This is a genomic window from Erwinia sp., assembly GCF_049696395.1.
In the GTDB taxonomy this organism is placed as follows: Bacteria; Pseudomonadota; Gammaproteobacteria; order Enterobacterales; family Enterobacteriaceae; genus Erwinia.
Window position 1 is genome coordinate 13666 of record NZ_JBAVTT010000049.1, and the last position, 12558, is coordinate 26223.

At 52.2% G+C, this 12558-nt stretch carries 13 protein-coding genes and 1 tRNA gene; 4 read left to right on the forward strand and 10 right to left on the reverse strand.

Annotation, left to right across the window (positions count from 1 at the left end; all coding sequences use genetic code 11):
* Positions 1 to 77: transfer RNA gene (locus WCC56_RS06835), tRNA-Val, on the reverse strand.
* A gap of 150 nt (positions 78 to 227) precedes the next feature.
* The gene (locus WCC56_RS06840) at positions 228 to 1601 is read right to left on the reverse strand and encodes an MATE family efflux transporter (RefSeq protein ID WP_424691656.1); all 1374 of its coding nucleotides are present in this window, start codon (positions 1599 to 1601) and stop codon (positions 228 to 230) included.
* Between the two features lie 229 nt (positions 1602 to 1830).
* Here WCC56_RS06840 and WCC56_RS06845 point away from each other — a divergent pair, with 229 nt between their 5' ends.
* Positions 1831 to 2481 carry a riboflavin synthase subunit alpha gene (locus WCC56_RS06845; RefSeq protein WP_424691706.1) on the forward strand — a complete coding sequence of 217 codons (651 nt, stop codon included), beginning with the start codon at positions 1831 to 1833 and terminating at the stop codon, positions 2479 to 2481.
* Positions 2482 to 2541: 60 nt separating this feature from the next.
* On the opposite strand, the gene cfa is transcribed toward WCC56_RS06845, so the two are convergent.
* The gene (gene cfa, locus WCC56_RS06850; RefSeq protein ID WP_424691657.1) at positions 2542 to 3690 is read right to left on the reverse strand and encodes a cyclopropane fatty acyl phospholipid synthase; all 1149 of its coding nucleotides are present in this window, start codon (positions 3688 to 3690) and stop codon (positions 2542 to 2544) included.
* Positions 3691 to 3990: 300 nt separating this feature from the next.
* Complete coding sequence (punC, locus tag WCC56_RS06855; RefSeq protein ID WP_424691658.1) at positions 3991 to 5181, reverse strand: purine nucleoside transporter PunC; 1191 nt, start codon at positions 5179 to 5181, stop codon at positions 3991 to 3993.
* Between the two features lie 113 nt (positions 5182 to 5294).
* Between punC and punR the strand changes: the two genes are divergently transcribed.
* Positions 5295 to 6206, forward strand: coding sequence for a DNA-binding transcriptional activator PunR (punR, locus tag WCC56_RS06860; protein WP_424691659.1), 912 nt, complete (start codon positions 5295 to 5297; stop codon positions 6204 to 6206).
* Positions 6207 to 6261: 55 nt separating this feature from the next.
* Here punR and purR read toward each other — a convergent pair whose 3' ends face one another.
* Positions 6262 to 7287: an HTH-type transcriptional repressor PurR gene (gene purR / locus WCC56_RS06865; protein WP_424691660.1), complete on the reverse strand. Its 1026-nt coding sequence runs from the start codon at positions 7285 to 7287 to the stop codon at positions 6262 to 6264.
* Between the two features lie 286 nt (positions 7288 to 7573).
* Between purR and WCC56_RS06870 the strand changes: the two genes are divergently transcribed.
* Complete coding sequence (locus tag WCC56_RS06870; protein WP_041691995.1) at positions 7574 to 7663, forward strand: YnhF family membrane protein; 90 nt, start codon at positions 7574 to 7576, stop codon at positions 7661 to 7663.
* Between the two features lie 45 nt (positions 7664 to 7708).
* Here WCC56_RS06870 and WCC56_RS06875 read toward each other — a convergent pair whose 3' ends face one another.
* Entirely contained in the window at positions 7709 to 8548 is an 840-nt protein-coding gene (locus tag WCC56_RS06875) for a C40 family peptidase (protein WP_424691661.1), read from the reverse strand.
* A 371-nt stretch (positions 8549 to 8919) separates the two neighbouring features.
* On the opposite strand from WCC56_RS06875, the gene WCC56_RS06880 reads away from it, so the two are divergent.
* Positions 8920 to 9258, forward strand: a complete 339-nt coding sequence (locus WCC56_RS06880; RefSeq protein ID WP_424691662.1) for a Grx4 family monothiol glutaredoxin — start codon at positions 8920 to 8922, stop codon at positions 9256 to 9258.
* Between the two features lie 192 nt (positions 9259 to 9450).
* Here WCC56_RS06880 and rnt read toward each other — a convergent pair whose 3' ends face one another.
* From rnt to WCC56_RS06900, 4 genes are all read right to left on the reverse strand, one after another.
* Positions 9451 to 10098 (reverse strand): ribonuclease T, encoded by a 648-nt coding sequence (rnt, locus tag WCC56_RS06885; protein WP_424691663.1) that lies wholly within the window; start codon positions 10096 to 10098, stop codon positions 9451 to 9453.
* Between the two features lie 105 nt (positions 10099 to 10203).
* Positions 10204 to 10611: a lactoylglutathione lyase gene (gloA, locus tag WCC56_RS06890; protein ID WP_424691664.1), complete on the reverse strand. Its 408-nt coding sequence runs from the start codon at positions 10609 to 10611 to the stop codon at positions 10204 to 10206.
* A 174-nt stretch (positions 10612 to 10785) separates the two neighbouring features.
* Complete coding sequence (locus WCC56_RS06895; protein WP_424691665.1) at positions 10786 to 11889, reverse strand: alkene reductase; 1104 nt, start codon at positions 11887 to 11889, stop codon at positions 10786 to 10788.
* 44 nt (positions 11890 to 11933) lie between these two features.
* Positions 11934 to 12527 carry a TetR/AcrR family transcriptional regulator gene (locus WCC56_RS06900; protein ID WP_424691707.1) on the reverse strand — a complete coding sequence of 198 codons (594 nt, stop codon included), beginning with the start codon at positions 12525 to 12527 and terminating at the stop codon, positions 11934 to 11936.
* Positions 12528 to 12558: the final 31 nt, after the last annotated feature.

A 12558-nucleotide genomic window follows, 5' to 3' on the forward strand; every position in this document is an offset into this window, starting at 1 on the left:
TGGTGCGTTCTAGAGGACTCGAACCTCCGACCCCCACCATGTCAAGGTGGTGCTCTAACCAACTGAGCTAAGAACGCACTGATTGCTGTCTTGGTAACAGCGGGGACGAATATTAACGACAGCCTCAACGACTGGCAAGCGGAAATCTGCTTTTTTCTTCCCGATTGCTGCGCAACTGTGCGAAGCGCAGCAATTTTGAACATCAACCGCGGAAAATCACCGAAATATTAATGTGCTGCGCGCGCCAGAATCACCGCTGGAGGCTTTTGCTGCAGACGTCTCATCCGCCAGACCATCATCACCGCCGCTGAGGTCAGGCCAATAATAAAGCCGATCCAGAAGCCTGCTGGCCCCATGCCAGGCACCACCCAGTCGGTCATTGCCAGGATATATCCGCACGGCAATCCCAGGATCCAGTAGGCGACAAAGGTAATGAAGAAGATGGATCGCGTATCCTTATAACCGCGCAGGATCCCGCTGCCAATCACCTGAATTGAATCTGAGAACTGGTAAATTGCCGCCAGCAACATCAGGTGTGCGGCGAGGGTGATCACTTCAGGATTGTCGGTGTACAACTGGGCAATAGGTTCACGGAAGGTGACGGTGAAGATGGCAGTGAGCAACGCCAGCGACACGCCAACGGCCTGAGCCGTCCAGGCTGAAACTCTGGCCGCTTCAGTTGACCCCTGACCAAGGCGGAAGCCAACGCGGATGGTGGTTGCCACGCCAAGCGACAGCGGCAGCACGAACATCAGTGAACTGAAGTTGAGGGCTATCTGATGCCCGGCCACTTTTACAATGCCCATTGGCGACACCAGCAGGGCGACCACGGCGAATAACGTCACTTCAAAGAACAGCGCAAGGGCGACCGGCAGGCCAAGTTTGAACAGACGCCAGAGAACGGCTGTATCCGGGCGAGTGAAACGATCGGGCAGGCGGATGTCACGCATAGAACGTGCGTGGCTTACCCAATACTTCATGGCGATAAACATGACCCAATAGACCGACGCCGTTGCCACGCCACAGCCAACACCACCCAAAGCCGGCATGCCAAAATGGCCGTAGATAAAGATGTAATTAACCGGGATATTGACCAGCAGGCCTATAAAGCCCATCACCATGCCGGGTTTGGTTTTGGAAAGCCCCTCGCACTGATTACGCATCACCTGGAAGAACAGATAACCCGGCGCGCCCCATAACAAGGCATGCAGATAGCCAACGGCAATATCTGCCATCTTAGGATCGATATTCTTCATCGAGTGGATCACGAAACCGGCGTTATACAGCACGACCATGATCATCACGGAGACCACGGCAGCCAGCCAGTAAGCCTGACGGACCTGATAAGCCACGCGATCTCGTCGGCCAGAGCCATTATATTGCGCGACAACAGGCGTAAGTGACAGTAACAGACCATGGCCGAAGAGAATGGTAGGCAACCAGATGGAGGTGCCCACGGCAACGGCGGCCATATCCGTGGCGCTGACTGCGCCGGCCATAATGGTATCAACAAAGCCCATAGCGGTTTGCGCAACTTGCGCAAGGATCACCGGGATTGCCAGCGCTAATAATTGCCGCGCTTCTGTCAGGTACTTCTGCACACATACACCTATTGATTTAGCTGGAGGGAGATGCTCTGCGAAGGCAAAAACGGTATTTTGGCGAAATATCAGCAGGGCAGGCCGCACAGTGTAATGATCGTAGAGGAAATAGCCAATGATTCGCGTTAAGAATAGCTCTATGTGTCACGCTAAAACCCCCGGTTGCATTTGGTTTTCTCTCTTCGCCAGGGCAAACTAGAGCCAGAATTCAATTATTGAGGCCATGACTATGTTTACCGGTATTGTGCAGGGCACCGCAGAGGTGCTGGCAATTGAAGAGAAACCTAATTTCCGCACGCATGTCGTCCGTTTACCGGCGGAGTTACTGCCGGGTCTGGAATTGGGCGCATCTGTTTCTCACAATGGCTGCTGCCTGACGGTAACTGAAGTGCAGGGCGACCGCGTTAGTTTCGATCTGGTGAAAGAGACGTTGCGAATTACTAATCTGGGCGATCTTATCGTCGGCGATACGATTAACGTCGAGCGTGCAGCTAAATTCAGCGATGAAATTGGCGGTCATTTAATGTCCGGGCATATTATGACCACCGCAGAAATCAGCAAGATCATTACGTCTGAGAATAATCGCCAAATCTGGTTTAAGCCACAGGATGCGGAGCAGATGAAATATATCCTGTATAAAGGTTTTATCGGTATTGATGGGATTAGCCTGACTGTCGGTGAAGTGACTAAAACAAAATTCTGCGTACACCTTATTCCTGAAACCCTGGCGAGAACCACGCTGGGTGCGAAACGCTTGGGTGACAGGGTGAATATTGAGATCGATCCTCATACTCAGGCGATTGTCGAAACGGTCGAACGTGTTCTGGCTCAGCGCGAGGCTTCCCTGCTCGCCGCGGCCGCTTCAGAGCTTGGTGATTAAACGTTAATCGTTAAAAATGAAAAAGGCTGACAGGGTTGTCAGCCTTTTTTCTGCACTTTCTTAATGCGGAACGCGTAAGCCGCCTTCCACACCGTGGGTAAAGACCACTTGCCACAGTTGAATGTCACGAGCGCGGAAGGCCCCGGCGCAGGCATTCAGGTAGTAAACGAACATGCGTTTGAAGCGCTCACCGTATTTTTCAGCCAACTGGGGCCAGGCAACAAGAAAACGCTGGTGCCAGGCCATCAAGGTGGTGTCATAGTCCTGGCCAAAGTTGTGCCAGTCTTCCATCACAAAATGCGACTCTTGCGCGTCAGAGATATGGCGGACTGAAGGCAGACAACCATTGGGGAAAATGTACTTATTGATCCAGGGATCAACATGTTCATTGGTCTTATTGGCACCGATAGTATGCAGCAGGAAAATACCGTCAGGTTTGAGGTTACGATTGACCACCTCAAAATACGTGGCGTAGTTTTTAGGTCCAACGTGTTCAAACATGCCTACCGAAGAGATGCGATCAAACTGCTGATTTAAATCCCGGTAATCCTGAAGCAGAATAGTAACATCCAACCCTTTACACCGCTGCTGAGCCATTTTCTGCTGTTCAGCTGAGATGGTTACGCCAACTACACTGACACCATAATGTCTGGCGGCATATTCAGCCAGTCCACCCCAACCACAGCCAATATCCAGCAGTGACATACCCGGCGCTAATTCCAGTTTGTCGCAGATCATTTTTAATTTAGCATTCTGTGCTTCTTCCAGCGTTTCGGCTTCTTTCCAGTAGCCACAGGAATATTGCATATGATCATCAAGCATCAGTGAAAACAGATCGTTACCCAAATCATAATGCTCTTTACCCACAATCCACGCGCGTTTACGTGACTGCAGATTGGTTAATCTGGCGGCCGCTATTCTGAGTGTGTCTTTAAAATGGTGGGGGAGTTGCTGATCGAGTTTGGCTAACAAAACGTGGTGGAAGAACATATCCAGACGTTCGCATTCCCACCAACCGTCCATATAACTTTCACCCAGTCCCAGTGAGCCCTCCTGCAACACGCGCTTGAAGAACGCCGGATTTTTAATCTGGATATCCCAGGGCCGGGTGCCGTTGACCTCAATATCTGCGTTGCGTAGCATTTCCTGGACGATTCGATACCACTGATCCTCGACCAGGTTCACTTCTTCTATACACGATGAACTCATAGCTTCTCCATCACCCTGTGTGATTGAAACCTGAGAAAAAGAATAGACAATTTCTACAGGATTTGAGAACACGCACGGAATAACCGTACGCCTGATATCCGGCGTTACAGAGGATTGATAAGAAAAGTGCCAGTAGAGTTGCGCAACGAGTGCCGCGCGGGATACACCTTGACGACCCTGTCAGGACTCAAAAAAGTGCAACGAACCTGTTATTTTATGTTGCCTGAAATGAGTATATGCTCACGTCAGGCAATATTCAATTGTTTATCGTTAGGGTGCTAATTAATTAGAATCAAGCTGTTAACGCCCGCCGTGCACGTCTGCCAGAGCCAGTTCCGTTGCCTTCACCCGTTGTAAAATATAGCCGATCCCAGCCAGAACAACAGTTGAGATCATCACCAGCGAGGTGGTGAAAAGAGAAGTGCTGATAAACGTCGACACAATCAGACTCGCAATGCAGCACAAGCCCAGCTGCAGCATGTTCTGCAGGGCAGCCGCTTTCCCACTGGACTGCGGGAAAGGTAACAAGGCATTCGATACCACAATCGGATAAATCGCACCGTTTGCTAACGCCATTCCGCAGAACGGCAGCAGTAACGCCACCATTGACGGCGATTCAATTTGCGCGGCGATAAAGAAAGCCACAATGCTAAGGGAATAGATTGCCAGCAGCCATGGCAGCAGGGAGTGCCCTTCAGTGTGTTTCATCAACGTGCGGCAGCCAAAGCCGCCAATCAAAAAGGCTAGCGTCTGCGGAACATAGCTCAGACCAATGTCACCCGGTGACATGCCAAGTTCGCCCAAAATAAATGGAGAACCGGTCAGCCAGGCGAAGAAGCTGGCTGAACAAGCGGCATAGATCAGCACATTACCGCTGTAAACCGGTGACTTAAGCAGGCTGAAGAAGCCCATCGTTTTGCCGCCTTTAGCCGCGGCTTTCTTAACAGCAGGCTTAAGGGACAGCGTGCAAATGAACAGCACCACCGCAATCAACATCAGGGCAATAAAGATGACGCGCCAGTTGAAGTGGTTAAGTAACCATGCACCCATCAGCGGGGCGAGAGCAGGGGAAAGTGCCACTAACGGCATAATTGAGGCAAAGACACGGTTAGCCTGGGTGGCAGAATAGCGGTCGACGACCAGCGCCTGCCAGCTTACCGCCGCGGCGCAAATTCCTACGGCTTGCACAAAGCGTAACGTCAGCAAGGCAGCAGCAGAATCCACCCACCACATCGCACCACAGCTTACGGCGAACAAACTCAGGCCCATCAACAGCACCGGCTTGCGGCCAATACGGTCTGATAACGGGCCCCAAAAAAGCTGGGCGACGGCAAAGCCTGCCAGGAACAGGCTAAGGCTTGCGCTGATGATCCCGGCATCAATTTGCAGGTCTTGTTGCATGGCACCAAAGGCGGGCAGGTACATATCAGTAGCGAGGAAACCTGCCACGCTTAGCAGCGCCAGGTAAATGATAAATCCTTTCGAAGGCATTTTTTTGCTCTTAATGAGTGATGAATGAAACGCGGCAGAGTGTAAACGCGTGCCATACAGCTTGTGAAACGGTAATATTTGCAGGTTGCGTTCAAAAAAATTGCAGGCAGATTATGTGGTCAGAACATTCCCTTGAAGTGGTTGATGCAGTGGCCCGTGGCGGAAGTTTTACGGCCGCCGCCGCGGAGCTCCACCGCGTCCCCTCAGCCATCAGTTATACCGTCAGACAGCTGGAAGAATGGCTTGCTGTTCCGTTATTTGAGCGTCGGCACCGTGATGTGGTGCTAACCGATGCGGGACGGGTGTTTATCCAGGAAGGGCGAAGTGTTATCAAAAAAATGCTTGCCACACGCCGGCAGTGTCAGCAGGTGGCTAATGGCTGGCGTGGGCAGATCAGCATAGCCGTTGACAGGATCGTTAAACCCCAGCGGACAAGGCAGCTGGTGGTCGACTTCTATCGCCATTTTCCGGATATGGAATTGCATCTTTCCGCCGAAGTGTTCAATGGTGTTTGGGATGCGTTGGCCGATGGAAGGGTTGATGTGGCTATCGGCGCTACTCAAGCCATTCCGGTTGGTGGTCGGTTCGCCTTCAGGGATATGGGCGCGCTCAACTGGCGTTGTGTGGTAGCGGCTACCCATCCGCTGGCCCTTGAGCAGGCAGAAACACCGGAAGAGGCGATCGGTGAATGGCCTTCGCTGGTACTGGAAGATACATCCAGAGCGCTGCCAAAGCGCACTACCTGGACACTGGATAATCAGCGGCGACTGGTGGTGCCGGACTGGGAAAGTGCTTTTGACTGTCTGCTGGCAGGTCTTTGCGTGGGAATGGTGCCCGGACATTTAGCGCAACCGTTGCTGCAAACAGGCGCTCTGCACGAGTTGAAGCTTGAGGGCGGATTCCCTGACAGCCCTTGCTGCGTGAGCTGGTCTGAACAGCAGGCTTCACCGGCACTGAGCTGGTTGCTGGACTATCTGGGAGAGAGTGACACGCTGAACAGTGAATGGCTGAGAGAAGAGCAGTAAGCCGGTTGTAAACAGAGGGAGAAGACGGTGAGTCTTACTCCCTCCAGGGGAAAACTTAGCGGCGATAATCCAGGAAGGGACCATCAGCAACCGATCGGCGTTCAATCAACGTCGGGTGGACCTCAATCGTTTGCGGATCTTCACGCTTGCTGGTGATGCGATCCAACAGCATATCGAACGCTGTTTCGCCCAGCTGTTCTTTTGGCTGGTGCACGGTGGTGAGGGCCGGAGTGAAGTAACGGGCGTTGCGCACGTTGTCATAACCGATCACCGAAATATCCTGCGGGACACGCAGACCCATTTCATCAGCCGCACAAATTGCGCCCATTGCCATCACATCTCCACCGCAGAACACTGCCGTTGGACGCTGCTTTTGTGAAAGGATTTGCTGCATCGCCTGGTGACCGGATTCTGGCTCGAAGTTGCCCTGAACCAGCCACTCGTCACGCAATGTGATGCCAGCTTCAGACAGCGCTTTCAGAAATCCTGCGAGACGGCCACCGCCGGTATTGCGTTCCATCTGGCCTGGAATGACACCAATATCACGATGTCCGCGATCGATCAGATAACGGCCAGCCAGATACCCGCCTTCAAAGGCGTTGTCTTCAACCGTATCGGTGAAATCGCCGCGAGATTCGCCCCAGTCCATCACCACCATTGGAATGTTGCGATTCTCTTCCAGCATGGTGATGAGTTCGTCTGGGTATTCGGAACACATCACCAGCAGGCCATCAACGCGCTTTTGCGCCATCATCGAGAGATACGCCTGCTGCTTGGCAAGATCATTGTGCGCGTTGCCAAGGATCAGCGTATAGCCTTTAGCAAAACAGCGGTTTTCGATAGCTTCAATAATTTCGGCGAAATAGGGGGCCTCACTGGACGTCGCCAGCAACCCAATGGTTTTGGTGTGATTCACCTTCAGGCTGCGGGCAACCGCGCTTGGTGAATAGTGAAGGGCTTTAATGGCGGCCCACACTGCTTCTCTCGTCTCTTCAGCTACGAAACGGGTCTTGTTGATGACGTGGGAGACGGTGGTAGTGGAAACCCCGGCCTGCTTTGCCACATCTTTAATTGTTGCCATGAAGTTACTACTCCTGCACCTGTCAGTAACATACTGATAAGTCTGTTGTTAATCGTTTGCCTGGTAAGGACGAAAACCTGACGTCTGAAGTCGTTTTTTTAGTTGCTGTCCGGATACGTCAGGAAGGAAAAAGCGCTGAAGGCAGACCGCTGAACACCTTTTGGTGCGGGCCGTTGCGCAACAAAAGAAGAATTCTAACAAGGCTGGGCAGAGAAAACGAGATTTTTACAGACAAGTATGGGAAAATTGATGGCACCATAAACTGTAGGGCTATTTAGGGCTAAATATGGATACCGATCTGAAGTTCTCGTTACTGACCACGGTTTGCGCACTGTTGATGATTATGGCATTCAGCTTTACTGCTATCATGCATTAAGCGCCAGTAGGGCCGGTCTGACGATCGGCCTTATTAGTCAGACAGTTAGCGAATGGTTTTTGGCGTCATCATCCGGCGCGCACCAATATAGTGGCGCTGCCAGTAGTCATCCGCCAGCGCGCTAACCTGAATATCCTTGCCAGTCCTTGGAGACTGAATAAATTTCCCGCCGCCCAGATACACGCCAACATGATCCGCAACCCCACGTCCGTTGATGCGGAAGAAGACTAAATCTCCTTTCTCCAGATCATCACGCTTAATCGAAGCCGCATCACGTAGGTGATACATCTCATTAGCCGTACGAGGAATTTTAAACTTCACTAAATCTTTGTAGGCATACCAGACAAGGCCGCTGCAGTCGAAGCCGGTTTCAGGCGATGTGCCGCCCCATTGGTAAGGCTTGCCTAACTGGCCCATCAATTTGCTCATGGCTGTCTCACGCGCTTTTTGATAGCGGGCACGGTGAGCTTTGCTTAACTTCAACGGTGAACCAGCAGAATTTGAGGTCAGGGCTTCAGCCGGCTCGATACTCTTGCCACGATGGCGTCCATAGCGTTTTTTCTCAGCGTTCAGCGTGCTTTTCTTTTTGTATTTGCTGGTGGGCACTGAGGCGGTCTGAACTGAGGCGGTTTGCAGCGAAGGTTTTTTCTTGAGCTTGAACTTCTGAACGGAGGTTAAGCGGGATTTTTTGCTGCTGGACTCTTTAACTTTTTTAGTGGTGCTGGCTTTAACCGGTCGGCGTTTACGTCGCTCATCCTCTCGGGCAGGCGTGGCGCTGTCAGCCTTATGGTGATTGGCATTAATAGGGGCATGTGGCGATGCGTGCGCCATATTGAAAAACAGCTGGGCAAAGGCCAGCATGAAGAGCGTGATAAGTAAACGCATCGTTACCATTAACAGTTTGTGCTGCGACCAGGGGCCACAGCGCGTCAGAAACAGGGAGTTCTGCCTTTCAGCAGGGGCATTTTGCAATTCTAATCTAACTCGTTAACAAAAGGTAAGGTCTTTTTTGTTTCAATGATACAGAGCAGGTAAAAACTGTAAAAATTAGCCAAATCAGCTGGTTATCTGCGCAAAACTTGTGCTTTTCTCATGCATTAACTCAGCGCAGGCAAGAGGAAAATGGTATTTTACCGTCATCCCCTGCAAGCTGGCGGCTTCGCCGGGTAGCCCGACAGGTGAAAATGTCGTTTTCATCGGGCGGTGAGAGTCGCTACAATAAATAGACACGAAGTATCCGATTAAGGAAGCCATTTATGAGTACTATTGAGAAAATTGAGCGCCAGATAGCAGAAAACCCGATTCTGCTGTACATGAAAGGCTCACCAAAACTGCCTAGCTGTGGCTTCTCCGCGCAAGCCGTCCAGGCACTTTCAGCCTGTGGCGAGCGTTTTGCCTATGTCGATATTCTGCTGAACCCAGAAATTCGTGCTGAGCTGCCTAAGTACGCTAACTGGCCGACCTTCCCACAGCTGTGGATTGACGGTGAGCTGGTAGGCGGTTGCGATATCATTATTCAGATGTACCAGCAGGGCGAGCTGCAGCAGTTGATTAAAGAGACCGCGCAAAAATACCCTTCTGACGCCGCTGAATAAGCCCGTTAGCGGCAGAAAAAAGGCAGGAGTTAATCACTCCTGCCTTTTTTTACGTTCATTTTTGCTGGTGCGAAACGCATTTTGTTCAGCCAGCGTAATGGCAGATCCCATGGCGCCGGGCGCAACTACAGCAATCGCTTTCATTCAGCCTCTCCACACCAGGCCAGCAGAGTATGGCTGAAAGTTAGCAGGCTAGCTTTCTTCGGCGATCGGCAGCGGCCAGCCGCCCAGACGTTTCCAGCGGTTTACCAGTTCACAGAACAGGTCAGCCGTCTGCACGGTATCGTAAAGCGCGGAATGTGCCTGGCTGCTGTCAAAGGCCATTCCCGCTGCGGCGCAGGCTTTTGCCAGCACGGTTTGACCCAGCACCAGTCCACTCAGTGCTGCCGTATCAAACGTGACGAAAGGATGGAAAGGGTTACGCTTCAATCCCGCGCGCTCGGCGGCGGCATTGGTGAAATTCAGGTCGAAGGTCGCATTGTGCGCCACCATAATGGCGCGATTACAGCCGTGATCTTTAATTCCCTTACGCACTAATTTAAATATAGCGTGCAGGGCATCATATTCACTGACCGCACCGCGAAGCGGGTTCGACGGATCGATACCGTTAAAAGCCAATGCTTCAGGTTGCAGAATGGAACCTTCAAACGGCTCAACGTGGAAATGCAGCGTTTCATCCTTCTCCAGCCAGCCATTCTCATCCATTTTCAGGGTAACGGCGGCCACTTCCAGTAAGGCGTTGGTCTTCGCATCAAACCCGGCGGTTTCCACATCAATTACTACCGGATAAAAACCGCGAAAACGGCTGCTGAGGGCGTTCAGTTCGTTCGATTCAGACATCGGGATCTCATTGGCGAAAAAATGCAGCGCGCATTATGGCAAATTTCACCACGAGATGCAGCAGGGGAAGGGGGAAGAAGGGTGCCATAATGGCACCCCGGAGCATTAATCACCCAGGCCGTGGCCAGCGTGCTTGTTCTCAATCAGCTCAATCTTGTAGCCGTCCGGATCTTCGACGAAGGCGATGATGGTGGTGCCGCCTTTAACCGGGCCAGCTTCACGAGTCACATTGCCGCCATCTTTACGAATACGATCGCAGGTAGCTGCAACGTCATCAACGCCCAGCGCAACGTGGCCGTAAGCATCACCCAGGTTGTAACTGTCTACGCCCCAGTTATAGGTCAGCTCGATAACAGCGCCTTCGCTCTCATCGGTGTAGCCCACAAACGCCAGAGTGTATTTATATTCGCTGTTTTCACTGGTACGCAGCAGGCGCATACCCAGCACTTTGGTATAAAAATCAACGGAACGCTGCAGATCGCCAACGCGAAGCATGGTGTGAAGTAAGCGCATAACATCCTCTTGGTAAAAAACGTCATCATCCGATAACGGGGGGAAAAAATAAGTATAGCGATGATTTGCCAGCTGGGTAATCAGAAGGCTCTGTCTGCCGGGAAATTCATCAGCTTGCCACAACGAAAGAAAAGGCCGCGCGATGCGCAGCCTGTTTCAACACCCAGTCTGGTCTCAGCCAGCCAGGGTTGGGTAATCAGTGTAGCCTTCAGCGCCACCGCCGTAGAACAGCTCAGGGCGAGGGTCATTCAACGGGGCATTTTCACGCAGGCGCTCAACCAGATCCGGGTTAGCGATGTAAACGCGGCCAAACGCAGCCGCATCGACCAGACCTTTTTCAATCAGGTCTTCCGCTTTTTCAGCCGTGTAAGCACCAGCACCGACAATCACACCCGGATAAGCCGCGCGGATCGCTTTACGGAAGGCTTCAGTGTAAGGCTTGCCGCCCGCCCAGTCTGGCTCGGAGATGTGCAGGAAGGCCAGGTTACGTTTCGCCAGTTCAGCGATGTAATACAGCGCTGCGGCTTCCTGATCTTCACCGTTGTCCAGGCCGTTAAACGGGCCCAGCGGAGAAATACGGATACCGATGCGGTCTGCGCTCCAGCCTGCAATTGCAGCATCAACAACTTCCAGTGCGAAGCGCGTGCGGTTCTCAACGCTGCCGCCATAGCTATCAGTACGCTGGTTAGAAGCCGGTGACAGGAACTGGTGGATTAAGTAACCGTGGGCAGAGTGCAGTTCAACCAGGTCGAAATCGGCTTCACGGGCATTCTCTACGGCCTGGCGGAAATCCGCTACTACGCCAGCAATCTCATCCAGCTCAAGGGCGCGTGGCGTGGAAGTGGCTTCACGAATAGCCTGGCCTTGCTCATCACGCAGCGATGTGCGGGTTTCTGCATTGATGGCTGAAGAAGAGACTGGCGCTTTGCCTTCTGGCTGCACGCTGGTATGTGAAATTCGACCTGTGTGCCACAGCTGGACGGCGCTGTGGCCGCCATCCTGATGGATACCGGCATTGATCGCCTTCCAGGCAGCAATCTGTTCGGAAGAGTGCAGACCCGGCGCACCGGCGTACCCTTTTGCCTGAGCGGAAACTTGCGTCGCTTCAGAGATGATCAATCCGGCACTGGCACGTTGACGGTAATATTCAGCCATTAACGGCGTAGGGACATCACCCGGCTCAATGCTACGCAGGCGGGTGAGTGGCGCCATAAAAACGCGGTTCGGAACGGTGATCGCACCCAATTTTAACGGGGTAAAAAGCTTCTTCAATTCCATTACTTACTCCTGGTAGACCGGTCGACTAGTCATAGTGTTTTTTTTTAATGTGGTTCTGGAAGCATCCGCGTCATCTCCTGCCACGCATTCGCCAGCGGCGAAGTATCACGGGAGATTTTACTTTGCAGACTGGCACCCAGCCACAGCATATAAAGATTTTGTGCACAGGCTTCAGAGGAGTTGACCAGAGTCAGCGTCCCTTGTTGCGTGCCACGTTCGATAGCCTGTTTTAGCGTGGCGATCAGTGCTTTTGAACCGGCATCAAGTGCGATGCGCATCGGTTCAGACAGATCGCAGACCTCTGCTGACAGTTTTACGGATAAACACCCTGCGAAGGAACTTTCCTGACAGAAAGTATTCAACGATTGCTGGTAATAGTCGAGGATACGTTGACGCTGATTGCCTTGATGATCATCCAGAAACGCCTGAAGACGTTGATGATAAACGGCAAAATAACGCTCAAGCATCGCTACTCCAAACGCCTCTTTCGAAGGGAAGTAGTGGTAAAACGATCCTTTTGGCACCTCAGCCACCTTCAACAACTCGATCAATCCCATGCCGTTGAAGCCGCGCTGTACGCACAACTGTTCGCCGGTAAGCAGGATATGTTCTCTGGTGTCGAAGCGGGTCGTTTTCATGGTGGACAGAGTAACAGACCGATCGGTCTGG